We start from the raw sequence: 24970 nt of genomic DNA on the forward strand, positions 1-24970 counted from the left end.
GTCTGTGATTTTTCAGAGGATTAGCTATTCATTCCTATTTTTTATTAAAGTCGTTCTTTGACCTGCTGAGGAAGGCGATCGTACAGCGGAAGCCGATGTAAGATTTGGCGCTGTCCTGGTACTCGTAAGAACGGGTACCATTTTGCAGGAAGTATCCTATATCTTTCCAGCTGCCACCTCTAACGGTTTTACGTTTCATCTTTGGTGCAGCATTATCCGGAATGTCCATTTTCAGATAAGGGTTCATATCGGAAGTGAAAGAATAAGCATTCTGATAGAAGATATCCTGTGTCCACTCCGCTACGTTACCGGCCATGTTATATAGGCCGTAATCGTTAGGCCAGTAAGCATCTGCGCGTACGGTATAGAAACCGCCGTCTTCAGGATAGTTACCACGGCCGGGTTTGAAGTTGGCGAGGAGACAACCTTTCTTGTTACGCAGGTAGTAACCACCCCATGGATATGGCGACTGTTCACGTCCGCCACGGGCTGCATATTCCCATTGTGCTTCAGAAGGCAGCTGGAATTTATCTTCCGTGAATTGCTTCTTGGAGATACGATAGTCATCCCAGAATTTACTCCGCCATTCGCAGAAGGTATTTGCCTGGTGCCAGGTAACGCCTACTACGGGATAGTTATCAAAAGCCGGGTGCCAGAAATACATCCGGGTCATCGGCTCATTATAAGCATAAGAGAAGTCGCGGATCCAGCATAAAGTATCCGGATAGATGGCAACGTCTTTTCTTTCAATGAAAGTAGAACGGGGCTTATCCTTCAGCTCACGCTGTTTTGCTTTCTCCCAGTTAAATGTTTCCTGGTGGTACAGCAATTTGCGTACATCCACATCTTTACGACCGTACAGGCGATCATCTGCTGCATAGATCATAGCGTCTACTTTTTCGTAGGTGGCTTTATCTTTCCAGTTGATCTTCTGTTTCCAGTCGATAAAATCCTGGCCGTCTACATTCTTCACATGTCCTAACAGGATATGTGCGATGGAATCCGTTACCCAGTTTACGAACTGACGATATTCGTTGTTCGTGATCTCGGTGGCATCCATGTAGAAACCGGAGATAGAGATGGCTTTGTTCCTTGCTGTATAGGCATAGTTTACGTCCTCATCACTCGGACCCATGTGAAAAGTTCCGGAAGGTACATACACCATTCCGTAAGGTACAGGGGGGGAGTACTTTGGTCTAGGACTAACACCTATCAGCTGTCCCTGTGCGTTCTTTGGGGTCTTACCACCACCGCAGCTGGCCAGCAGGACCGGCAGCAGTACAACCAGCATCGCACTACAATAATTAAGCTTCATAAGGGTGACTTTCATTAGAATACGATTTTTCTTGAACCTGCCAGATGTTATGGCCAACACGCCTGATATCTTTTTAGTCACACTTTTCACCTGGTTGTTTATCAGAAAGATAGCAAATGTAATAATTAATTTTAATCCGTAGTTAGTTTTCAGCCAACTTTTTCAATTCAACTTCACTGCTCTTGGTAACACATTAAAACGTTGCTTTTAACATTTTATTATGTAATTGTCCACACCTTTCAATAATTAACCATGGCGAGATATCTTTTTGGGGATATCGTAAACTCTTGCCCCTCAAGGCTATAGACACATACAATATAAATATAATACTTATTTGTGAATATCCAACGTCCTATTTTCTCGTTAACACTAAATTAATCAAAGGGATAGCAATTTACAACAAATATCATATTAAATTATATATTTCTAATATATCTTCAGTAGGTTTCATACAACGATAATCTTCACAAAGGTAGATCAATGTTTTGCCGGCCTGCACTCTTTGCTGCAGCAGCGGCATATCCTTCTGGTCAATATCTGTGCCCAATAACACTTTCCCGGGAATATACAGTTTATTTAATGCGCTCATTTGTTCTTTATACCCTCTCCCGGCTACTGCCAACTCTTTTGTTCCCTGCACGATCCGGAGGATCATCGCAGCCCAGATCCCGAAGGAAGTGGGGTACCTCACCACAGATTGGGCAAGGCTGGCTGTCATGCCTAATGCCCTGTCTCCCCAGTCCCGGATATCAAAAACGATAGAAAGGTGCCAAAGATTGTGTGCCATGATCGCATTTCCGCTAGGCACTGCTCCGTCATATACTTCCTTCTTACGTACGATAACATCTGGTTGGCCGGATGCGGTGTAATAGAAATAACGCGAAGTTTCGTCTCCAAATTGTTCAATCACAAAATGTGTTATCTCTTTTGCTTTCCGGAGCCAGTCCAGTTCTCCGCTAACTTCCTGTAATGCAATGAGTGCGCGAATAAGATAGGCATAATCATCTAAAAAGGCAGGGTAGCGCGCATCCCCTTGTTTATACGTATGCCAGAAGGCCAGGGATGCCCCGGACTTCTTCATTTTTTCCCAGATGCAGCGCATGGCGTTCTCCGCCATCTCCAGATACACCTTGTTTCCCAAAGCTGCATAGGCTTTGCAAAGAGCATGTATCATCAATGCATTCCAGCCCAGCAAGATCTTATCATCCAAACCGGGGCGGATCCGCTGATCCCGGATAGTCATTAATTTAGCGCGGCACTTTGCCAGCAGGGCTTTGAGCGCTTCGGGCTCCATATTCAGATCCGGTGCTTCGGGTATCCATAAAATATTATGATCTTCCCAGTTGCCGCCGCGTTTTACATCATAGTAAGCGCAGAATGCGGGAGCATCTTCTCCCAGCGCTGTTTCTATTTCTTCCAGGCTCCATACATAAAACTTCCCCTCCACTCCTTCGGAATCCGCATCCAGGGCTGCATAGAAACCTCCTTCCGGAGAAGTCATTTCCCGCAGGATGAATGCCAGGGTATGTTCTATTGTTTCTGCGTAAGCGTTATTGCCGGTGAGCTGATAAGCTTCGCAGAGCGTATCTGTGAGCAGGGCATTATCATACAGCATTTTTTCAAAGTGCGGGGCCAGCCATTGCTCGTCTGTAGAATATCTTGAAAACCCGCCACCCAGCTGATCATAGATGCCACCGGCGATCATTTTATCCAGGGATAACAATGCCTGCTGAAGGGAGCTTTCATCTTTCTTCCTGCGGTTATAGCGCAGCAGGTACTGGATGGTGAAAGAGGCCGGAAACTTAGGCGCACGGCCAAATCCACCCCATTCTTTATCTGCCTGGCCCATGATGGCCAATACCATAGCATCACATTGTTCCTGGGTGAACTGTTCTTCTTTTGGCAACAGTTTGTTCACGGCTTCCATGCCAAACTGGTTGCTCTGCCGAAGATGTTGGGTGAGGTTGGAAGCCTGATCTTCCAGGTCTTTCCGTTTGGTTTTAAAAGCATCTGACACAGCCAGCAGCACATCTTTCCAGGATGGCCGGTTATATGCTTTCTGCGGAGGAAAATAGGTGCCGCCATAAAAAGGCTGGCGGTTGGGCAGGAGGAACATATTCAATGGCCATCCGCCTGAACTGCTCATGGCCTGCAGGGCATCCATGTAAATATGATCGATGTCCGGACGTTCTTCCCGGTCTATTTTTATATTGATGAAGTGTTCGTTCATGATGGCGGCGGTGGCTTCATCTTCGAAGCTTTCCCGTTCCATTACATGACACCAGTGGCAGGCTGCATAACCTATGCTTATAAGGATCGGTTTATCCTCTTTCTCTGCAAGTTGCAAAGCTTCTTCTCCCCAGGGATACCAGTTTACAGGATTATGTGCATGCTGGAGCAAGTAAGGACTGGTTTCCTTTCCTAAGCGGTTCATAGCTATGATTAATTCAGGTCTGCGGCGAAAATAATGAAAAAGGGAGCATTCTTGCGGATGCTCCCTGACTTTTTATAGAGATTTAATTATTTCTTGTTCAATCCTGTTAGGAATTGTTCCAGCGCAGCCACCATGGATGGCGCTTGCGGGGCCGGGGCTTTCACATCCAGCCGGAGGCCAGCTTCTTCCACGGCTGCGGAAGTACTGGGACCAAACGCACCTATGTGTGTGCCGTTCTGTTTGAACTTCGGCATGTTTTCGAACAGCGATTTTACACCTGAAGGACTAAAGAACACGATCATATCGTATTCCGTTTTCGCCAGCACTTCTGAGACATCGTTGGAAACGGTCTTGTACAAAGAGGCTGTAGCATACTCGCACTTACTGGCTTTCAGCCATTCTTCAATGTCTTTCTTCTGACTGTCTGAACTCGGGAAAAGGAATTTCTCATTCTCCCGGTGTTTGTTCATCACTTCCAGCAAGCTCTTTGTGGTGCCATCAGCGCCATAAAAAACCTTTCTTTTGCGGTAGAGGATGAATTTTTGCAGATACAACGCAACTGCTTCTGTAATACAGAAGTACTTGCAATCCTGAGACACCTTTACTTTCAATTCTTCGCATACGCGAAAGAAGTGATCAACAGAGTTTCGGCTCGTAAATATTACCGCCGTGTAGGTGATAATGTCTACTTTTTGCTTCCGGAAGTCCTTACCTGGCACGCCTTCTACTCTAATAAAAGGATGAAAATCCAACCGAACATTGAATTTCTTCGCTAAGTCGAAATAAGGTGATTTCTCTGTCTCTGGCTTAGGTTGGGAAATTAGGATCGTTAGTTGTTTTACCTGCAAATCTTTTTTTGGCCCGCCTTTTATCATACGTAATTTGCTCTTGTGTTAACAATCGCAGTAATCTTACGGATTACCAGTTAACCAAATCAATAGTACCTTTGTGATTATTAAAACCGGCACTACTTCGAATGCGCAAAGGTAAAGAAAAAAATGCAATTTGCTAAAAGACAGATACTGTCTCACTAAGGAATAGGACCTCACATACCTGTAAACCACCAGTAATACTATAAAGAATATTGATATATACAGGCTGGCAGTGGCGATGCCGGGGTCACAAAACGCAAGTATCACTAAAAACGGCGCCAGCATTATTCCTAATACTTTATTGATCAGGTATAAAATAAACACGTAAGCGTCTATTAATTCCTCATTTCCGAAGAGCCAGCCACAAAAACGCAGTACAATATATTTCACTACATAGATCGCGCCTACCAATATTACAAGCCCGGGGATCAACATCCAGGCGATGGCACCGGTGGTATAATTCAGCCTGTACATCAGCAGATAGAGGTATAAACCAAGGCTGATCACAAAAAAGGCATTGAGCAGAAAGTTGGGGAAGGGCGACTGTGACAGCTGATCTTTCAACTGCCGTTGGCTCAGGGTTGGGTTCAGGAAAGCCCTGAAGAGATCTGTAAAATATTTAAGATAGGAGGTGCGGATAACCCCTAACAGCAGCAATACTCCTCCCACCAGGTAGATCAGCCAGTCCTGTCCTTTACTGTTACGAACGGGATTGATGTCATACTGTACGGGCTTTCCGGCTGTGTTAAGATATGGGATCCTTTTTGCGAGTCCCTCCATAACGGTGTCGTAAGCATGTATCTTTGCTACCGGAAGGGCTGGTACGGAGTCCGTCACAATTGACGGGGCCTTCGCCTTCAGCAGGGAATCTGCCTTAACTTTGGGAACAACTGGTTTTACCGGCTTTTTAGGTGCAGTAACGGGTGCAACGGCAGGAACGGTACTATCAGCCTGTGCGAGCACAAGTAATGAACAATGCATGATCAGGAAAAACAACAACCAGGTACGCAACGATTTGTTTTGTTTAGTGAACGCCAATGCAATTAACTATTCTTGTTCCAAAAATATCAACAAAACTCACATGTATTTTCGAGGTTTGCAAATAATCTCAGCAATTCTTTCTTAAAACGACTCATGGCAGGTATCTATCTTCATATTCCTTTTTGTAAAAAAGCATGCCACTATTGCAATTTTCATTTTTCCACCTCCCTGCAACACCGTGATGAGATGGTTCAATGCCTGATCCTGGAAGCGGGCATGCAGAAAGAATACCTTGTTGGCCAGAATGTACAAACTATTTATTTCGGCGGTGGCACTCCCAGCCTTTTATCTCCCGGAGATATTTCCGCTTTGCTCGAATCCCTTCATTCCCATTACGATATCAGCCCAGATGCTGAGATAACGCTGGAGGCCAATCCGGATGACCTCACTGCCAGAACGCTTGAAAGTCTTTATTCTGCAGGCATTAACCGTTTGAGTATTGGTGTTCAGTCTTTTTTTGAAGAAGACCTCCGCTGGATGAACCGTGCCCACAATGCAGAACAGGCCACTGCCTGCCTGGAACTTGCCAGGGAAACCGGTTTTGATAATATCAGTATTGACCTCATCTATGGCGGTCCTACTTTAACGAATGAACACTGGGAGCAAAATGTGGCTAAAGCTGTAGCGCTGGGCATTCCGCATTTATCCTGTTATGCGCTGACGGTTGAACCGGGCACTGCGCTGGATCATTTTATACAACGGAAGAAGATCCCGGCTATTGATCCTGACAAGGCAGCACAGCATTTTGAAATGCTCATGCAATGGATGGAGGAAGCGGGTTATGAACATTATGAGATCTCCAATTTTGCGTTGCCGGGCAGCCGTTCCAAACATAACAGCAGTTACTGGCAAGGCAAGCCTTATTTAGGACTTGGCCCCTCTGCGCATTCTTTTAATGGTTATTCCCGCCAGTGGAATGTGGCTAATAACTCTTTATATATGCAAGGTATCCGGAAGGAAGCCTTACCGTTTGAGAAAGAAATGCTCAGTCCCAAAATGGCGCTGAATGAATATATTATGATCTCGCTCCGTACGGAAGGGGGCTGCAACCTGGATAAGGTAGCAGACCAGTATGGGCGGGACAAACAGAAGCAACTCCTGATTGCAGGGAAAGAATTCATTGATAAAGGATGGATGAAGCAGGAAGGTTCTCTGTTGAAATTAACCCGGGAGGGGAAATTTTTTGCAGATGGGATTGCTGCTGCTATGTTCTTTTAGGTCTGGAGCTTGCCGCGCTGCAAAGGGCGGTATTTTTTTTATTTTAAGAGGATGACGTTAATACGATCTCTGGAAGGGATGGCCTTAATTTTTAGATCAATCCTTTTCCCTTTTAGATCAACCCCTTTTCCAGTTCCAGGAAAGCTTCTTCCGTACGCATCTGTTCCCAGAGAATAGCATATACTTTCTGCGCAATGGGCATATAAGCTCCTATCTCTGCATTGATCTCAAAGATGCAACGGCTGGCATAATATCCTTCCGCGATCATATTAAGTTCCAGCTGTGCTGCCTTTACCGTGTAACCTTTCCCGATCATATTACCGAATGTGCGGTTACGGCTGTGCAGGGAATAACAGGTTACCAGCAGATCTCCTAAATAGGCGCTGGCGTTATAGTTATGTACGGTAGCTTCTTTTCCAACGCCGGCCTGGTATTGTTCGTATTTCTCCAGGAATTCCTGCATCTCGCGGAAACAGTTGGTGATGAATACGCTCAGGAAGTTGTCCCCATATTCCAGTCCATGGGCAACACCTGCTCCCATGGCGTAGATATTCTTGAGTACAGAGGCAAACTGTACGCCCATCACATCTTTATTGACAATGGTCTGCAGGTATTCTGTATTGAACCTGGCGGCCATTGCTTCTGTCTCTGCCACATTAATGCCTGAGAACGTAAGGTAGGACAGCTTTTCACTGGCTACTTCTTCTGCATGGCAGGGACCGGTGATGGTGAAATATTGTTCCAGGGGGAGTTCAAAATTATCTGCCAGGTAATCATTGATCAGCTGATTGGTGCCAGGCACGAGTCCTTTGATGGCACAAACCACCTTCTTACCTGCAAATGCATCTTTGGGTAAAGATTCCAGTACAGTACGCAGGAAAGCGGAAGGAACGGCCAGAATGATAACATCGCTGGCTTTCACCACTTCTGCAATGTTGCTGTTTAATTGCAACAGGCTGGTGTCGAAGTATACGGATGTGAGATAATGTTTGTTATGATGCCGCAATTGCATGTGGCGGATGGTTTCCTCATTGCGGATCCACCAATGAATGTACTGGTTGTTGTCTGTCAGTATTTTAGCCAATGCGGTGGCCCAACTGCCGCTTCCAATAATAGCGATATGATTACCCATGCTCAACGTTCCAAATTTCATGCAATGTAATAAAAAAAGCAGGCACACCATTTCCGGTATGCCTGCTTCCTGTATATCTTACTTATTTCTTGGCGCCTTCGAAGAGTTGTGCTTTGGGAACCACCTTCACTTTCTTGCCATTCTCCAGCGTTTTTGAAATCGCTGTATAAGGTCCGCTGATCACTTCTTCTCCATCTTTCAGGCCGGTTTTGATCTCAATATTGGTATCGTCCTGGATGCCCGTGGTTACTTCCACCAGTTTAACGGTACCATCTTTTTGCAGTACGAACACTACTTCTTTAAAGTCTTTCTTCTCTTCTCCTGTATTCTCAGACGGAGGAGCGGGTGCGTTCTTATCTGCTGTTTTATTTTTGACAGTATCTTCCGGATTGCGGGTGGTTACTGCATTAATAGGAATAGACAATACCAGTTTTTCTGTACGCGTCTGAATATCCACACTGGCACTCATACCGGGGCGGAACGGGAACCTGCGGTTCTTTCCGTTACCTATCAGATCTGCATAGGAAGATGGAGCTATCCGGATGTGTACGATGTAATTGGTCACCTGTTCTGCTGAAGTAGTAGCTGAAGTTGCAGCGCCTTTGCTGGAACTGGCAATCTGTGTTACCACCCCTTTGAACTTACGGTTATTATAAGCGTCTACTTCAATGATAGCAGAGTCGCCGAATTTTACTTTAGGAATATCATTCTCTCCAACATCCACCTGTACTTCCATGGTGCTCATATCTGCGATGCGCAACATTTCTGTACCGGTCATTTGTGCAGTACCTACCACACGTTCTCCTTTCTTTACGGATAAGAGAGAAACTGAACCTGTCATGGGAGACAGGATGGTGGTCCTGCCCAGGTTCTTATTGGCTTCTGTAAGATTGGCCTGTGCGCTGGCGATGGCAAACTTGCTGCTGTTGATCCTTTGGGAAGCAGCATTGTAATCTGCCAGGGCTGCTTTATAAGTAGCTTCTGCGGTTTCAAATTCTGAATTGGAAATAACCTTTTGCTTCAGCAGTTCAGAGTTACGATCGAAAGCAAATTTTGCCTGATCCAGCCTTGCTTTGAACGCATTCAATCCTGCGGTGCTATTGGCCAGATCTGCTTCAGACTGGCTAACGGCTGCTGCTGCACGATCTCTCATGGAACCATATACATCTGCATAAATACGTGCCAGTACCTGTCCTTTTTGTACGGAATCACCTTCCAGCACGAGGAGGTCTGTGATCTCACCGGACACGTCTGAACTCACTTTCACTTCAATTTCAGGATACACTTTTCCACTGGCAGAAACCACTTCAATGATATCTTTTTTGGCGGCTTTATCAGTTGCCACCTTAATACCATCATCTTTGCCGGTTCCTTTGACCACTGCAATGACCACAATGAGGGCTACAAGGCCACCGATTATCCAGTAAAGTAGTTTCTTCTTCATATGCGCATTTATTTCTGTGTCCGATCCGCGCTATAGCGTAATGCGCTGATCGCGATAGAATTCGAGTAATTTGATTTTAAATATATAGTCGTATAGGGCAGATACCTTATCGATCTGCGCTTTAAACAGGTTCGTTTGTGTAGTAATATACTCTACGGTATTCATTAAACCAACATTGAAACGTTTGGTCGCAAAATCGTAGGCTTTTTGCGATGCACGTTCTGTGGTAATGGCTGCCTGGTATTTCTGGAAAGCACCTATTGCATTGGCATGCGCGGTATACACATCCTGGCGGAGCTTCTGGCGGTTAATGTCCAATGCAAGCTGTTTGTCCTGTACATCGATCTTAGCGCGTTCCACTGCACCCCTTGATCTCCATCCGTTAAAGAGGGGGATGTTCAGGTTGAGGCCTATATTCTGGCCAAAGTTATTGCTGAGCTGGTCTCCGAAAGGAACGATCCTTCTGTCCTGAGAGAAGGTGGGCTGCTCTACGATGGAGGTAGGATCATTTTTCAGGTATCCGATAGCCTGCGGTGTTCCTGCAGTGATGGGGCCAAATCCTTCTTTAATGGTATTGGCATAACTGGTATTGATACCGGCGGAAAGACTCAGACTTGGGTACAAGGCTCCTTTTGCAGAAGCCAATGATTTATTGGCCGCTTTCACGAACATAGAATCTGCACGGTATTGCGGATAGGCAGCCAAAGCAGCACTGAACACCATTTCCGGGGCAGTTTCCCACAAATTCAAAACGGGTATACGTTCAATATTTTCGGGTAACTCTACTATAAAAGGAACGGCAAAGTCCAGGTTCAGCAATGCTTTCATTTGCAGCACGTTGATAACGCTCTGGTTCTGTGCAGTCACCAGTGTAGAGCTATCTCTTGCCAGCTGGGCTTCCAGGTCTGCCTGGTTGCTTTCTGGTACGGAACCTGCGGCTACCAGTTTTTTGGTATTATCCAACTGAGCCATACTAAGGTCCACCTGGGATTTGCTGATCTTTACCTGCTCATTGGCCAGGAGGATCTGTAAAAAAGCATTGGCCACATTCACCCCCATATCATTCCTTGCTTTCTCCAGTAAAGAGTTATAGGCATATACCTGATACCTGCTGGCAGCTACGGTATTCTGTTTGGAGAACCATCCAAAAAGGTCTGCTGATGTATTCAGGTTTACCCCGCTGCTGAAGTTAGCTGCGGTTACATAAGTATTGGATTCAAACGAGATGTTCCGGCCAAAGCGGTATTCGCCACCTGCCCCTGCATTGAGCGTAGGGAGCCTGGCCATCTGGTTTTGCTTTAAGGTTAGTTCAGCCAGCCTCTTCTGGAAGACGCTCTGCTGAAGGGTAAGGTTATGGGTTAACGCATAGTCCAGCGCCCGCTGATAAGACCAGTTATCCTGAGCAGCCACAGGCTGTGGGTTGCCAAACAGCAGCAAAGCCAGTATTGATGCGATTGCGAGGGACTTTTTATTCATAGCCTGACAAAAATATATTAATTGAGATGACACCATTCCCCAGTTCTTGATAAATGGCAATTTCTTAGTAGGTGTGGCACAGGGCCACACGAATTTAAGGCAAAACATCATATGATGAGTTTTTAGATAGCGGAAAATGTAAAAGAGGTTTATTCCACCTTACCATCCCTGATCCGGATGATCCTATTCCCGAATTCGGCGTTTATATCTGAATGGGTAACCTGTACGATGGTGATACCATCCTTTTTATTCAGTTCAGCAAACAACTCCATGATCACCTTAGCCTGGTCTGAGTGCAGGTTTCCGGTTGGTTCGTCCGCAAAGATCACGGCAGGTTCGGCCACTATGGCCCTGGCAATTCCCACCAGTTGTTGCTGGCCACCGGAAAGCTGGTTGGGGAACAGGTCTTTCTTAGCCACCATATTGAACCGGTCCAGGATATCCGCCACACGGCTTTTGCGTTCGGAGGAAGGCATGTCCTTATACAATAATGGCGTTTCTATGTTTTCGTATACGGTGAGTTCATCTATCAGGTGGTAGGCCTGGAACACAAAACCGATGGTGCCCCGGTGAAGCTGTGTGCGTTTTTTATCGTTCATCTTATGCACCAGCTCTCCCTGGAAAAGGTATTGCCCGTCTGAAGGTTCCTCCAGCAAGCCCAGGATGTGCAACAGTGTAGATTTCCCTGATCCGGATGGGCCCATGATAGACACAAACTCTCCCTCGTGAATAACCAGGTTCACATCCTTTAAAATTTCATGTTTGCCAAACCCTACCGGGTAATGCTTTGTAATGTTGCGCAGTTGAATCATGATGGTGTTAAATATTTTATGTTGTTACAATGTTTATTCTGATCTTAAAGATTTAACCGGGTTCATCCTCGCCGTTCTGATGGATTGATAACTCACCGTTAGCATGGCCAGCACAATGGCCAGCAATCCTGTTACTACATATACCCACCATGAGATGTTCACATGGTAAGCGAATTTGTTTAACCAACCGTCCATGAAATAAGCAGCCAATGGTAGTGCAATACCTACGGCTATCAATACCAGGCGCAGGAATTCTTTGCTTAACAATGTCAGGATCTGCATAATACTGGCACCCAGTACTTTCCTGATCCCGATCTCTTTTGTACGTTGCTGCGCCGTGAAAGTGGCCAGGCCAAACAAACCGAGGCAGGCAATGAATATAGCCAATGCGGTGAATGCCGCGGATAATCTTCCTATCACCTGTTCGCTTTTATACATGTCTGCAAATGATGCATCCAGGTATTTTATTTCGAAAGGATATTGCGGGTTAAACTGTTTGTACACTTTATCAATGCTGCTGAGCGCTGTTTCCATCTGTTCCGGTTTAATACGGACAAGGATGAACTTATTGCTCTTACTGCGGTAGCGGATCACCATAGGCGCTACTTTCTTTTGCAAATGGTTGCTGGAAAAATCCTTCGTTACACCAATGATGGGCAATTGCGTATCATCCACTGTCAATGCCTGGCCTACATACGGAGGTTTCAACGACATTACTTTAGCGGCTGTTTCATTGATCACAATACCATTTGTATCTGTGGCAAATTCCGGCGAAAAAGTTCTGCCCTCCACCATTTCCAGCTGCATGGTTTTCTGGAAGTCGTATCCTGCCAGCAGGTTATCGAAGAGGATGTCTTCATTGGGGCTTTTCCCCTTCCAGCCAACGCCAGAAAAATTACTGCCCACCTGGATAGGCAGCTGGTCTGCATCTGAAACAGCTTCCACTCCGGGCATGTTTAACAGGGCAGTTCTGAAAGACCGCAGGTCGTCCACCATGGAGCCTTCGTTAAAGAACCAAACCACCTGGTCTTTATTCAATCCAAGATTTCTATTCTTTATAAAATTGATCTGCTGATAAATAAGGAATGCAGCCACGATCAATACCGTGGATACTACAAACTGGAACACCACCAATCCTTTTCTCAGCCAGATGGCGCTTGATCTTAGTCTTAAGATGCCACCTTTTAAAGTGGTCACTGCATTCAGGGAAGAAAGATAAAAAGCGGGATAACTACCGGCTATAAAACCGGTAAATAAAGCCAGGGCCAATAATGCGAGCATATTGTACCAGGTGAATAAGGGAACGGACAAGGTGATGTTCACCAGCTTTTCAAAAGAAGGTAATAACGTCCATACCAGTAACAGGGAAAGCGCAGTGGCAATGAATACCAGGGCAAAAGATTCACCCAGGAACTGTGAGATCAGCGCTCCTTTACCGGCGCCGATACTTTTGCGCACACCGACTTCCTTACTTCGCTGAATGGCCCTTGCGGTAGAAAGGTTCATGAAGTTGATACAGGCAATCAGCAATACAAAAATGGCAATGATAATAAAGAGCCGTACGTATTCAATCCTGCCGCCATCCAGGACTCCTTTATCAAAGCGGCCTTCCAGGTATACATCTTTATAAGGATAGAGGAATACAACGGCCTGGGATTCCTTCTGGTTCCGTTGTATGATCCCTTTTACTTTTGCATTTACTTTGTCGATATTTGATTTAGGATCTACCAGCACATAGGTGCGGGGAGCATTTCCACCCCAGTTCTTTAGAAATGGATTTTCCTGTACACAGCGTTCCATCGGCAGCAGCCATTCGAATTTTAAAGACGAATTCTCCGGCAGGTCTTTCATCACACCCACTACCATGTAATCTTCCTTATTGTCCAGCCTTACGGACTTGCCTACTGCTTTACTGTCTCCAAATAAATTACGGGCGAGTTTTTCTGTGAGGACGATATCATTAGGGCCACGCAGCGCTTTGGTTGGATCTCCGTCCACAAAGGGGAAAGTGAAGACACTAAAAACATCTACATTAGCATACTGTCCTTTGCTTTTATATCCATGCTCTCCTACCGCCAGCAATTTCTCTGACACCCAGGAGAGTGCAGCTGCTTTCTGAATATCAGGGATCTCCGCTTTCAGCTGATCGGCCAGGGGACCAGGGGTAGCGGTTACTGTGAGTATTTCATTATTAGAATAATACTGGTGCTGATATACCTGGTAGATATTGGGCAGCTTTTCATGATAGCGGTTATAGCTTGATTCATTCGCTACCCACAACAGTATGAACATGCAGCAGGTTAAACCAAAGGTTAATCCTGCAATATTAATAATCCCAAATACCTTATTATTCCAAAGGTTCCTCCATGCGATCTTGATGTAGTTTCTCAGCATAAAATCATTATTCGGATTTAAGAGATTTTACCGGGTTGGTCAATGCTGCCTTGAGCGATTGATACCCTATGGTACATAGTGCCACGGCTAATGCCAGCAGGCCTGCACTCAATAGCCACCACCACTTTATCTCAATGCTAAAGGCAAAACCTTCCAGCCATTTGTTCATGAAGTAATATGCAGTTGGTGTGGCAATCACCATGGCAATAAATATGAGTTTTACAAAGTCGCGGGTGATAAGTTGTACGATGTTTCCTGCGGAAGCACCCAGCGCTTTGCGGATGCCGATCTCTTTTGTCCGTTGCATAATAGCCAGGATAGCAAGTGCAAATAATCCAAGGCAGGATAACACAATAGCTACGATAGCAGCATAAACAAAAATGCGGGTGAAACGTTCTTCCCGGTCATATTGACGGTTGATGTTCTCATCCAGGAAACTGCCTTTAAAATCTGTACGGGGTGAGATCTCTTTCCATACCGCCTTGAGCTTGTCCATGATAACCGGCAGTTTTTGCGGACTCACCTTTACCAGCAATACATTAACAGGCATCGGTTTGTACATCACAAGACCCAGCGGTTCCACTTTCGTGTGCAGGGATTGGAAATTGAAATCCTTTACAACACCTATTACCGTCATGGGTGCCAGGGCTGTATCATGCACCAGCTTTACACCAATGGGATCTTTTTCTCCCAACTGCCGCGCCATTTGTTCATTGATCACAATGGAATTACTATCTGTAGAAAATGCAGGAGAGAAATCACGGCCGCTGATCAATTTGAGGTCCATTGTTTTCACAAAATCATATCCCACATTCATCCATGCCATATTAACGGCCCTCTCTTTATAATCAAATCCGGTACCCCAGCTATAAGAGCCCCCATCAAGACCTACGCCCAGATTGGTGGAAAGTCCTGTAACACCCAACACTGCAGGTTCCTGTGTTAATTTCTGCCGGAGCAATTGTAATGCGTCCCTCCCATCCACTTCTGTACCAACCGGGATGCTCACTATCTGGCTGCTGTTATAACCCAGCGGTTGGTTGCGCAGATAATTCAGTTGCTTCCAGGTAACCAGTGTGCAGGAGATCAGTAGTATGGCAATGGCAAACTGAGAAATGATCAGGCCATTGCGTAAGGAGCCGGATGTTTTCAAACGCAGTTTACCTTTCAATATCTTCACGGCATCCATGCGGGTCATGATCCATGCAGGGTAGCCGCCGGCAATGATCGTAATGAGCAGGAAACAACCGAATATACATGCGATCGTTGAAGGCTGGAAGAGTATGTGGGTGGTTACGCTGCTGCCGAAAAGTTCCCTGTAATGAGGCAGCAGGAAATAGAACAACGGAACGCTGATGGCCAGGGACAGCAGACAGATGAGAGCAGCTTCGCCCCAGAACTGAATGGCAACCTGGCGAGGCATGGCTCCGAGGGTTTTTCTCAAACCCACTTCGCGGGAACGGGTGAAAGATCTGCCAACGGAAAGATTGATGAAGTTGAAACAGGCGATCAACATCACGAAACAAGCCACGGCCAGTAACATATTGAGATAAGTACGGCTGATCACAGTACCCACTCCCCGCATGCTGGTATCCGTATGCATTTTCAGGAAGGGCTGCATGAGCAGTTCCAGGTACTGGCCGGTAGCAGTTGGCCGCGCGCCATCCCGCTTCAGATCATTGATATTGGATTCATACTGTTTATTAATGAAAGCCTGTAAACCTGCTTCAAATTTCCGGGGATCCGTTCCCGGCGCCAATTGTATAAACAGGTCATGATTGGTGGATTCCCATTCATTCATGACGTTGGGATAATTATCGTCATTCTCAAACCGGATAGCTGCCTGATAGCCAAAGCTGGAATTTTCCGGTATTTTTTCTCCTACCCCGCTCACCATGAATACCTTCCATTCCCCGCCAGCCTGCATCCGCACCTGTTTTCCAATGGGGTCTTCTTCTCCAAACATGGCTGTAGCCACCTCTTCATTCAGTACAATACTATTCTGACTTTCCAGTGCGTTAACAGCATTGCCTTTGATCAATGGAAATGTGAACATCCTGAAAAAATCAGCATCCACATAGGTGATCTGTTTCATATAATGTTTGCCATTATATTCCAGTTCACAGCCCATCCTTTTATAGCGGCTGCCGTATTTAACAGCAGAATACTGATCTTTCAATGCCTTTAGCATCGGTTCCGGCATGGTAGGCTGCAACTGTTTACCCTCTGGTGTTTGCTGAGAGAAATAAGGACGGTAGATGTCCTTCCCGTTCACGTGATATTTATTATAAGAAAACTCATAATACACGCTGATCACCAACAACAGGCATATCGTAAATGCCACCGTCAATCCTAATAAATTGATGATGGTATTTGTCTTATGCTTCACCAGGTTACGGAAAGCTATTTTCAGATAGTTACGTATCATCATTCAGATTTTAATGATTTAACAGGGTTTAGTAACGCTGCTTTAACAGATTGAAAACTGATGGTAACCAGGGCAATGATCAGTGCCCCGGCTCCTGCTGCCACAAATGCCCACCATGGCATGGGTATCTGGTATGCAAATTCCTGCAACCATTTATCCATGCCATACCATGCAATAGGGGAAGCAATGAGTATAGCGATAAATACGAGTTGGATAAAATCTTTAGAAAGCAAAGTGGTGATGCTGGCCACGGATGCCCCCAGCACTTTACGGATGCCGATCTCTTTTGTACGCTGGCGTGCCACGAGCATAGCGAGCCCGAATAAACCCAAACATGCTATTACAATTGCCAGTGCAGCATACGCACCAAACAGGCTTCCATCTCTTTGTTCCTGGTTATATTCATCTGCCACGCTGTTTTCCACAAACGAATAATTGAATGGAAATGCCGGCATCATTTTATTCCATAAAGCTTCCACTGCTGCCAGCTGAGCTTGCCTGTTCCCGGGTTGCATGCGTACAGTAAGGATGCTCGCATTACCAGGTCTGATCATAGCCAATATAGGTTCTACAGGTAATCTCAACGATTCATAATTAAAATCTTCTGTTAAACCGATCACAATTCCTTTCCTTGGAATAGGGCCACCCCGCCATTCCAAGCGGCTGCCAATGGGTTTGCTGAGCCCTAATTTTTTTGCGGCTGCTTTGTTGATCACGAATGCATCCATGGAATCTGAAGGGAAGCGTGCATCAAAATCACGGCCTTCTGCCATCTTAATACCCAGATTGGTAAAGTAGGAAAAGTCTGCATCTATGACGTAAGCTAACTTGCTATCTTCTACAGAAGTACCTTCCACGCCAATCGGGTTTACACTGCTTGAGCCATCTCCCATGGCGTCGCTGGTATATGCCGCATTTTTTACAAATGGCATTTTTGATAACTCTGCTTTAAAAAGCTCGCGGATATTTGCCTGCTTCTTGTTATCCAGGTAGAAGTTCACTAATCCTCTTTTATCATATCCAAGGTCCTTTTGCTGCAGATATCTTAGTTGAGAATAGATCACTACGGTGGAAATGATCAATGTAATGGCAATGGTAAATTGCGATACCACCAAACCCTTTCTGAACAGGGATTTGGTACCGGCACCTTTGAGGCCGCCTTTCAGAATAAGTACCGGTAAAAATCCGGACAGGTATAAGGCAGGATAACTGCCTGCCAGCAATCCTACTACTACAGAGAGTAGTAACAGGGAGCCGAATAATGAAATGTTTTGCAGGGAGAACAAAGACAGGGTTTTATCTGTCACATAATTAAATCCGGGTAACATCATCTGCGCCAGTAAGATGGCCAGTAAAAAAGATAAGAGGCAAACGAGTATGGACTCTACCAGGAATTGCATGATCAATGCTTTCCTTTCTGCACCCATCACTTTACGCAATCCTACTTCCATAGCGCGCTCATGTGCCCTTGCAGTAACAAGGTTCATGAAATTGATACAGGCTATCAGGATGATAAATAATCCGATAGCGCCATACAGGTACAGTTTAGGCATTCCTCTGCCTTCGCCGTTATCCCCGTCAGGAAACATGTGTATGTTAGCAAGCGGCTGTAATTCATAGTGAAATATTTCTCCCAGTCCTTTCGCAACAGGGCCTACATATTTTTCTGCAAAAGCGTTCAATTCACCCGTCATCATAGCAGGTGTAACACCTGGAGCCAGGGTAACAAAAGTGGAATTGTTATTGAACCCATACCAGCTGCCTTCCGGATTACGGCCATTTTTTATCCTGTCCTGTTTCCATGTTTCAAAAGATAACAGCAGGTTGAACTTTATATCTGAATTGGAAGGAACATCTTTTACGACACCGGTGATCAGGCAATCAAAATCATCCATTACACGGATCGTTTTCCCGATGGCATCTTCTGTTCCAAAATATTTTTTTGCGGTGGATGCAGTTAATACCGCAGTATAGGGTTCTTTCAATGCAGTTGCAGGATTGCCTGCAATCATAGGAAACGAGAACATGGTCAGAAAACCGGCATCTGCATAGGCCACTTCATCCTGCTTAAACTTGTCCACTCCTTTTGCAACAATAACCTGGTAGATATAGTAGAAACGAACGGCATCTGTGATCCTGGAAGATTCTTTTACAAGGGCAGGCGCAGCGCCAAACTGCGTTCTGTAGAAATATCCCATTCCCCCACCCTTATGCTTCGCAGCACTGTTCAGGCGATAGATATTTCCTGCATTCTTATGAAAACTATTATAACTCAGTTCCTCCCGGATAAAAAGTACGATCAGGATACAACAGGCCATGCCTATAGCAAGGCCAGCCACATTAATAACAGTAATACCTTTATTGCGCAACAGGTGGCGAATGGCTACCTTAATGTAATTCCTGATCATAAATTGGCGAGGTTTAGAAGGATTTAAAAAAGACAACCGCCCGGAGGCGGCGTCTTAACTAACTAACAAACAGATTAAGTTAAACGGTTCCACTTTGCTTCAATGATCTCTTTCTATATAAGCTAATAAAATACAGGCCGCCTATCATTACCACTAACAAAGGAACGGCCATGTAAGGAAGTAATTCCATCATCGCAGAACCTGACTGTTGTATACTTTTTCCCTGTGGCGGATTGCCGGCAAACAGTTGTACATCCAGCAAACGATTTACGAGACAAGAGAATGACTTTTCCATGATCTTTATACGTGAAATTGTTCTTTAATATTTTCAGTTACCACCTTACCATCGAAGAGGTTCACAATACGATGTGCGAATCCTGCATCATATGGGGAGTGGGTTACCATGATCAGTGTAGTACCGGCATCGTTCAATTCCTGCAATAACTTCATTACTTCTTCTCCATTGGTAGAATCCAGGTTACCGGTAGGTTCATCCGCAAGGATGAGTTTTGGTTTGGCTACTACAGCGCGGGCAATAGCCACACGTTGTTGCTGACCACCGGAGAGTTGTTGCGGAAAGTGATTGCGGCGATGCATGATATTCATCCGTTCCAGCACTTCTTCTACTCTTTTCTTCCTTTCGCTGGAAGGCACCTTGAGGTACAGCAGCGGCAGTTCCACATTTTCAAAAACGGTCAGTTCATCTATGAGGTTGAAGCTCTGGAATACGAAACCGATGTGGCCTTTACGCAGTTGCGCTCTCTGGCGTTCACTCATGCGGGCTACTTCTTTATCCCAGAAATGATATTCTCCGTCTGAAGGATTATCCAGCAAACCAAGGATGTTCAGCAGTGTTGATTTTCCACAACCGGAAGGCCCCATGATCGCAACAAATTCACCATCCTGTACATCCATATAAATGCCGTTCAATGCAGTAGTTTCTACTTCCTCAGTGGTAAAGAGTTTTTGCAAGTTGACTGTTCTGATCATTGTTGTTGTTTGTTAGTGATTTGATTGTATTTGGCTTAACAAATTAAAATTCCAGTACTTCCTTGTTACCGAAGTTTTCATAAGATGAAGTGATCACCTGTTCTCCGGGTTTCAAACCTTCCAGTACTTCAAAGTAGACAGGATTTTTTCTGCCGAGAGTGATGTTGCGTTTCACGGCGCGTTTGCCACCCTGATCTACAACATATACCCAGTTTCCTCCGGTGTCCGAAAAGAAACCGCCCACAGGCAATAAAAGTGCTTCAGATGATTTTCCTAATTCGAGGCGGATAGGAGAGGATTGCCCACGGCGGATGCCTTCCGGCGCGCCATTTGAAAAATTCATGTCTACTTCAAAACGACCGTTCTTTACTTCCGGATATACTTTGGTGATGGTCATATCATGATTCTTTCCATTAAATTCGAAACCTGCTTTGAGGCCTCCAAATACCCTGGAGATATAATGTTCATCAATTTCAGCTCTCATTTTAAACCCATCCAGGTCATCTATCTGGCCAATGTTCTGGCCGGCCAGGATACTGGTACCTACTTCCACGTTAATGGAAGAAAGTTGTCCGTCCACCGGGGCCCTTACCACCAGGTTGCTCAGGTTTTCCTTCATTAACTGAAGGTTGCGCTGTGTTCTGGCAATGGTACCTTCCAGTTGAATGATCTGGGTTTTTGAGTTATCTATCTGGTAGTCCTGTGATTTTACTTCAATTTCCCGCTGACGCACCAGCCTTTCATAATCACGTTTGGTTTTCAGGTATTCCTGTTCAGCCACTACCTTGTCTTTGAACAATTTGTTGTTCCTGTCAAAGAGATCCTTGGCCTGATCTACCTGGTAATCCAGATCGCTCAGTGTTTTTTCCAGGGCAAAACGGTCCTGCCTTAAACGGAGGCGGGTATTTTGCAGTTCATTGATGAGCCGGTACATTTCTGTTTCCCGGTTCACAAAGTCCATCATCAGCCGCTGGTTTTCCAGGCGAAGGATAGAATCTCCGCGTTTCACCATGCTACCTCCTTCCAGGAATTTGTATGCTACATATCCTCCTTCAATGGCATCCAGGCGGATGGTTTTGAGGGGATGCACTACTGCCGTAACTACTATGTATTCATCATAGGTGCCTTTGGTAACGGCGGAAATAGTGATCTTATCTTTTTCAACGTTCAGTTTACTTCTTCTGTCTGCGAAAATAAAGCTCCACAAAATTAGCAGCACTACCGCTCCTCCACCACCGATGAGGAAGATGCGCCGTTTGTTCCAGAATTTCTTTTTAAGTTGTCTATCCATGATCGTAATTGCTGCCGTAGAATATTCAATCCATGTGCCAAGCAATGCCAAATGCTTAGAACCGCTGCCATGGCGGGTATCCATATCATGGCAAATATACGGTATGTTCCAAAGCGGACAGCCCGTGTCCGTTATCGGACATTCCCCTGAACATCCGGCCAGTCCTGAAAATAACCTTTCAAACAAATAAATCTTTGTTTAATATTGCTCAGGGGCCGTTTTCCTTGTAACGGCCCCTCTCAAATGTCCGTTTGGCACGATTAACGGAATGTCATTTGCAGTAGATGGTTTACACAAGGAATTAATTTTCATACCAATGAGTACCCAGCAAGGAAAAATTTTAATCGTTGATGATGATGTGGATGTTCTACGGGCAGCACGCCTGTTGTTAAAGCGCCATTTTGCACAGGTGGATTTTGAAAAGAATCCCCAAAAGATCCCCTACCTGGTCAGCAATTTTGAATATGACGTGATCCTGCTGGACATGAATTTCACCCGCGACCTGAGTAGTGGCAAGGAAGGCTTTGAATGGCTGGACAAGATCCTGGACATCAACCCCAAAGCCACAGTGGTACTTTTCACCGCTTATGGGGATGTGGAAATGGCCGTAAGGGCTATCAAAGCGGGCGCAGTGGATTTTGTGCTCAAGCCCTGGGAAAACGACAAACTGCTGGCCACTATCCAGACTGCCGTGGAAACCCACCAGTCCAAACAGGAGAAAAAGACCGGCGGCGCCACCTTACATACAGATAATGTACTCATAGGTGACAGCCCTTCCATGCAGGAAGTACTGGAAACTGTTTCCCGGGTAGCCGGTACAGATGCCAATATCCTGATCCTCGGAGAGAATGGAACGGGAAAAGATCTGCTGGCCAAACATATCCATGCGCTCAGCCAGCGGAAGGACAAGAATTTTGTGAGCGTGGACCTTGGTGCGCTGAGTGAATCGCTTTTTGAAAGTGAACTGTTCGGCCATGTAAAAGGTGCTTTTACAGATGCCCGGGACGATCGCAGCGGAAGATTTGAAGAAGCGAACAGCGGATCCATTTTCCTGGATGAGATCGGGAACATCTCTCTCCCCTTCCAGGCCAAACTGCTCACGGTATTGCAAAACAGGGCGGTTACCCGCGTGGGTTCCAATAAAGCCGTGAATGTAGATGTACGTCTCATTTGCGCTACCAACCGGAATATCCAGCAAATGGCTGCACAGAACCAGTTCCGCCAGGATCTGTTATACCGTGTTAATACCATAGAAATTCATCTCCCGCCGCTCCGCGAAAGGAAAGAAGATATCGTTCCACTGGCTGAATATTTCCTGGGCCTTTACCGGAAGAAATATAACAGGCCGGTAGCCTTTCTGCATGAATCCCTCATTACGCAACTGGAGCAGTACGACTGGCCGGGAAATATCCGGGAACTGCAACATGCTATTGAAAGAGCGGTGATCCTTTGCCAGGGTAAAACACTGATGCCCAAAGATGTATTTGTGAAAACAAATACGGCCACAGAGCAGCTGGACACTGGTTTTAACCTGGAGGACATGGAACGGAACATGATCTCACAGGCATTGAAAAAATGCAATGGTAATATCACAGATGCCGCCAAAGAATTAGGGCTAAGCCGCGCTGCCTTGTACAGAAGGATGGAAAAATATAATCTCTAGCATGAACAGGTTCAGCCTCTATATTCTTTTACGCATCATACTCATGATCGTTACGATCATGGTGGGATGCTGGCTTTGGTGGAACAGCTACCAACTGGTAGTAATCCTTGTTGCGCCATTGCTGCTGGTGCAGATCTTTGGGCTGTACTATTATCTGAACAGGGTGAACCGCAAGCTCACCTTGTTCCTGGAGGCTATCCGTTATGAAGATTTTTCTATCCGTTTCAGCGGAGATAATAAACTGGGCAAAAGCTTCAGTGGGCTGAACCACCAGTTCAACGAAGTACTGGAAGCATTCCGTCAGACGCGTGCTGAGCGGGAAGCTAATCTCAAATACATTGATACCATCATTCAGCACATCAGTATAGGTGTATTATCTTTTGATACGGATGGCAAGATAGAGCTGATCAATCCTGCGGCTTTCCGGCTCATGGGCATTTATCGCCTCCGGTACCTGGATGAATTAAAGAACGCACACCCGGACCTTTCCGAATTATTAATGCAATTACCGGCAGGACAAAAATCCCTGTATGCCACGCAGAATGGCCAGCAGCTTTCTATTCATGCCGCAACCGTAAGATTGCAGGGCAGGCTGGTAAAACTGATCTCTCTGCAAAACATTCATGCGGAACTCCAGCAAAAAGAACTGGAAGCATGGCAGAACCTCACCAAGATCCTGCGCCATGAGATCATGAATTCCGTTACGCCTATTGTGAGCCTCATTGGTACCATGCAGGAGATTGTAAAGTATGATATGGCCACACCGGATGGAGATCATACGGAAGCGGTGGAAGATCTGAAAGAAGCGCTGGAAACTATTGAGAGCCGCAGCAAAGGGATCATGAACTTTGTGAACGCGTACCGTGATTACACCACTTTACCTAAACCACAATTCACCAACGTTAACTTAAAACAACTCGTGAATGCAGTGAGTAATCTGCTACTGCCTGAAATGAAAGCAGCAGGTATCATTTACCGCGCACATGTTTCACCGGATAATATTGAGATCCATGCAGATGAAACCCAACTGCAAATGGTACTGATCAACCTGATCAAGAACGCCATGGATGCGCTGGAGCAAACCAACAAACCCTGGATCACGGTAAAAGGCACCTTAGGGAATGCGCAACAGATCGTGCTTGAAATAGCAGATAATGGCCCGGGCATAGAACCGGAAGCCATGGAAAGGATCTTCATTCCTTTCTTTACTACTAAGAAGAAAGGCTCCGGCATTGGATTGAGCCTTTCCCAGCAGATCATTCAAATGCATGGCGGTCAGTTGAAGGTAGTAAGCCCCCCTTCAAAGGGTACAACTTTTTATATATTGCTTAATACTTAAAATTCAAGTAAGTTGCCGGATATTTCCACGAGCCTATGCAACCAAAAACCTGGGGCGCAATTTACTTCCTGATACTATTAGCTGATCTGCTGATCATACTATGTGATATCCCTTATGCCAGATATGTTACCAAACCTTTGCTGATGATACTCCTGGGCTGCTATTGCTGGTGGCAGGCAGGCGGTCTTTATCATCCCGTACGCAACTTTATTTTCATGGCTATCATCTTTTCCTGGTGGGGAGATGTGTTCCTGCTCTTCGGGGATTTTTTCATTCCCGGCCTGATTAGTTTTCTGTTGGCACATATCCTGTACACCAGTTACTTTATATGGGTGAAACCAAAACCCAAAGTGGGTTATAGAGAATGGATAGCAGCGCTACTGATACTGGCTTATGCAGGTTTTTTTGTGCGTTTCCTCTATCCTCACCTGGGAGCATTAATGCCTGCGGTAATAGCCTATACCGCGGTGATCACTATCATGTTACTCTCTGCTGTTTTTGCATTTAGTGTGCATGGTGCACAATGGGGCAGGTTATGTGTAGGAGGCGCTACCCTCTTTGTAATATCTGATTCTATCCTGGCCACGGAGAAATTTTATATGTCCTTTCCCGGTAGTTCTTTGCTGGTGATGTTAACGTATGGATTGGCACAATGGATGATCGTAGAGGGCAGTGTCAAATATTTGAAGACGGTGAAATAAATTGTATTTTAA

18 protein-coding genes are annotated in these 24970 nt (G+C 45.5%); 4 read left to right on the plus strand and 14 right to left on the minus strand.

The window, feature by feature from the left end; genetic code table 11:
• Positions 1–34: 34 nt before the first annotated feature.
• The 4 genes from GFS24_RS14260 to GFS24_RS14275 all read right to left on the minus strand — a co-directional run bounded on the left by GFS24_RS14260 (position 35) and on the right by GFS24_RS14275 (position 5602).
• On the minus strand, positions 35–1315 hold the full coding sequence (locus GFS24_RS14260; protein ID WP_153660331.1) for an SUMF1/EgtB/PvdO family nonheme iron enzyme: 1281 nt from the start codon (positions 1313–1315) through the stop codon (positions 35–37).
• Between the two features lie 406 nt (positions 1316–1721).
• Complete coding sequence (locus GFS24_RS14265; RefSeq protein WP_153660332.1) at positions 1722–3749, minus strand: thioredoxin domain-containing protein; 2028 nt, start codon at positions 3747–3749, stop codon at positions 1722–1724.
• An 86-nt stretch (positions 3750–3835) separates the two neighbouring features.
• Entirely contained in the window at positions 3836–4597 is a 762-nt protein-coding gene (locus GFS24_RS14270; protein ID WP_253906486.1) for a uroporphyrinogen-III synthase, read from the minus strand.
• A gap of 63 nt (positions 4598–4660) precedes the next feature.
• The gene (locus GFS24_RS14275; protein ID WP_153660334.1) at positions 4661–5602 is read right to left on the minus strand and encodes a DUF4271 domain-containing protein; all 942 of its coding nucleotides are present in this window, start codon (positions 5600–5602) and stop codon (positions 4661–4663) included.
• 153 nt (positions 5603–5755) lie between these two features.
• Between GFS24_RS14275 and hemW the strand changes: the two genes are divergently transcribed.
• Positions 5756–6880 (plus strand): radical SAM family heme chaperone HemW, encoded by a 1125-nt coding sequence (gene hemW / locus GFS24_RS14280; RefSeq protein WP_153660335.1) that lies wholly within the window; start codon positions 5756–5758, stop codon positions 6878–6880.
• Between the two features lie 112 nt (positions 6881–6992).
• Here hemW and GFS24_RS14285 read toward each other — a convergent pair whose 3' ends face one another.
• From GFS24_RS14285 to GFS24_RS14330, 10 genes are all read right to left on the minus strand, one after another.
• A complete protein-coding gene (locus GFS24_RS14285) occupies positions 6993–8033 on the minus strand; it encodes an NAD(P)H-dependent glycerol-3-phosphate dehydrogenase (protein ID WP_253906487.1) in 1041 nt (346 codons plus the stop codon).
• Between the two features lie 61 nt (positions 8034–8094).
• Positions 8095–9456 carry an efflux RND transporter periplasmic adaptor subunit gene (locus tag GFS24_RS14290; RefSeq protein WP_153660336.1) on the minus strand — a complete coding sequence of 454 codons (1362 nt, stop codon included), beginning with the start codon at positions 9454–9456 and terminating at the stop codon, positions 8095–8097.
• Between the two features lie 30 nt (positions 9457–9486).
• Positions 9487–10932 carry a TolC family protein gene (locus tag GFS24_RS14295; RefSeq protein ID WP_173003080.1) on the minus strand — a complete coding sequence of 482 codons (1446 nt, stop codon included), beginning with the start codon at positions 10930–10932 and terminating at the stop codon, positions 9487–9489.
• A gap of 149 nt (positions 10933–11081) precedes the next feature.
• The gene (locus GFS24_RS14300; protein WP_153660338.1) at positions 11082–11744 is read right to left on the minus strand and encodes an ABC transporter ATP-binding protein; all 663 of its coding nucleotides are present in this window, start codon (positions 11742–11744) and stop codon (positions 11082–11084) included.
• Between the two features lie 33 nt (positions 11745–11777).
• Complete coding sequence (locus GFS24_RS14305) at positions 11778–14138, minus strand: ABC transporter permease (protein WP_153660339.1); 2361 nt, start codon at positions 14136–14138, stop codon at positions 11778–11780.
• A 7-nt stretch (positions 14139–14145) separates the two neighbouring features.
• Positions 14146–16566 (minus strand): ABC transporter permease, encoded by a 2421-nt coding sequence (locus GFS24_RS14310; protein ID WP_173003081.1) that lies wholly within the window; start codon positions 16564–16566, stop codon positions 14146–14148.
• Positions 16566–18974 (minus strand): ABC transporter permease, encoded by a 2409-nt coding sequence (locus GFS24_RS14315; protein ID WP_153660341.1) that lies wholly within the window; start codon positions 18972–18974, stop codon positions 16566–16568. Before GFS24_RS14315 ends, GFS24_RS14310 begins: the two co-directional genes overlap by 1 nt.
• Positions 18975–19053: 79 nt before the next feature.
• A complete protein-coding gene (locus GFS24_RS14320; protein ID WP_153660342.1) occupies positions 19054–19269 on the minus strand; it encodes a hypothetical protein in 216 nt (71 codons plus the stop codon).
• A 5-nt stretch (positions 19270–19274) separates the two neighbouring features.
• On the minus strand, positions 19275–19964 hold the full coding sequence (locus GFS24_RS14325; protein ID WP_074241368.1) for an ABC transporter ATP-binding protein: 690 nt from the start codon (positions 19962–19964) through the stop codon (positions 19275–19277).
• A 43-nt stretch (positions 19965–20007) separates the two neighbouring features.
• Positions 20008–21255 (minus strand): efflux RND transporter periplasmic adaptor subunit, encoded by a 1248-nt coding sequence (locus GFS24_RS14330; RefSeq protein WP_153660343.1) that lies wholly within the window; start codon positions 21253–21255, stop codon positions 20008–20010.
• A gap of 316 nt (positions 21256–21571) precedes the next feature.
• Here GFS24_RS14330 and GFS24_RS14335 point away from each other — a divergent pair, with 316 nt between their 5' ends.
• The 3 genes from GFS24_RS14335 to GFS24_RS14345 are packed head-to-tail and all read left to right on the plus strand — an operon-like array spanning position 21572 to position 24958.
• The gene (locus GFS24_RS14335; protein WP_153660344.1) at positions 21572–22918 is read left to right on the plus strand and encodes a sigma-54 dependent transcriptional regulator; all 1347 of its coding nucleotides are present in this window, start codon (positions 21572–21574) and stop codon (positions 22916–22918) included.
• Position 22919: 1 nt separating this feature from the next.
• A complete protein-coding gene (locus GFS24_RS14340) occupies positions 22920–24257 on the plus strand; it encodes a PAS domain-containing sensor histidine kinase (protein ID WP_153660345.1) in 1338 nt (445 codons plus the stop codon).
• A 35-nt stretch (positions 24258–24292) separates the two neighbouring features.
• On the plus strand, positions 24293–24958 hold the full coding sequence (locus GFS24_RS14345) for a lysoplasmalogenase (protein WP_153660346.1): 666 nt from the start codon (positions 24293–24295) through the stop codon (positions 24956–24958).
• Positions 24959–24970: the final 12 nt, after the last annotated feature.

The organism is Chitinophaga sp. SYP-B3965, from assembly GCF_009647655.1.
Taxonomy (GTDB): Bacteria; Bacteroidota; Bacteroidia; order Chitinophagales; family Chitinophagaceae; genus Chitinophaga.

Excerpts from the sequence above, each read along its gene's own strand:
- GFS24_RS14285 (WP_253906487.1), bottom strand. The coding sequence starts at position 8,033 with ATGAAATTTGGAACGTTGAGCATGGGTAATCATATCGCTATTATTGGA.
- GFS24_RS14320 (WP_153660342.1), bottom strand. The coding sequence starts at position 19,269 with ATGGAAAAGTCATTCTCTTGTCTCGTAAATCGTTTGCTGGATGTACAA.
- GFS24_RS14335 (WP_153660344.1), top strand. The coding sequence starts at position 21,572 with ATGAGTACCCAGCAAGGAAAAATTTTAATCGTTGATGATGATGTGGAT.
- GFS24_RS14265 (WP_153660332.1), bottom strand. The coding sequence starts at position 3,749 with ATGAACCGCTTAGGAAAGGAAACCAGTCCTTACTTGCTCCAGCATGCA.
- GFS24_RS14310 (WP_173003081.1), bottom strand. The coding sequence starts at position 16,566 with ATGATACGTAACTATCTGAAAATAGCTTTCCGTAACCTGGTGAAGCAT.
- hemW (WP_153660335.1), top strand. The coding sequence starts at position 5,756 with ATGGCAGGTATCTATCTTCATATTCCTTTTTGTAAAAAAGCATGCCAC.
- GFS24_RS14295 (WP_173003080.1), bottom strand. The coding sequence starts at position 10,932 with ATGAATAAAAAGTCCCTCGCAATCGCATCAATACTGGCTTTGCTGCTG.
- GFS24_RS14330 (WP_153660343.1), bottom strand. The coding sequence starts at position 21,255 with ATGGATAGACAACTTAAAAAGAAATTCTGGAACAAACGGCGCATCTTC.
- GFS24_RS14345 (WP_153660346.1), top strand. The coding sequence starts at position 24,293 with ATGCAACCAAAAACCTGGGGCGCAATTTACTTCCTGATACTATTAGCT.
- GFS24_RS14300 (WP_153660338.1), bottom strand. The coding sequence starts at position 11,744 with ATGATTCAACTGCGCAACATTACAAAGCATTACCCGGTAGGGTTTGGC.
- GFS24_RS14340 (WP_153660345.1), top strand. The coding sequence starts at position 22,920 with ATGAACAGGTTCAGCCTCTATATTCTTTTACGCATCATACTCATGATC.
- GFS24_RS14315 (WP_153660341.1), bottom strand. The coding sequence starts at position 18,974 with ATGATCAGGAATTACATTAAGGTAGCCATTCGCCACCTGTTGCGCAAT.
- GFS24_RS14275 (WP_153660334.1), bottom strand. The coding sequence starts at position 5,602 with ATGCATTGTTCATTACTTGTGCTCGCACAGGCTGATAGTACCGTTCCT.
- GFS24_RS14290 (WP_153660336.1), bottom strand. The coding sequence starts at position 9,456 with ATGAAGAAGAAACTACTTTACTGGATAATCGGTGGCCTTGTAGCCCTC.
- GFS24_RS14260 (WP_153660331.1), bottom strand. The coding sequence starts at position 1,315 with ATGAAGCTTAATTATTGTAGTGCGATGCTGGTTGTACTGCTGCCGGTC.
- GFS24_RS14325 (WP_074241368.1), bottom strand. The coding sequence starts at position 19,964 with ATGATCAGAACAGTCAACTTGCAAAAACTCTTTACCACTGAGGAAGTA.
- GFS24_RS14305 (WP_153660339.1), bottom strand. The coding sequence starts at position 14,138 with ATGCTGAGAAACTACATCAAGATCGCATGGAGGAACCTTTGGAATAAT.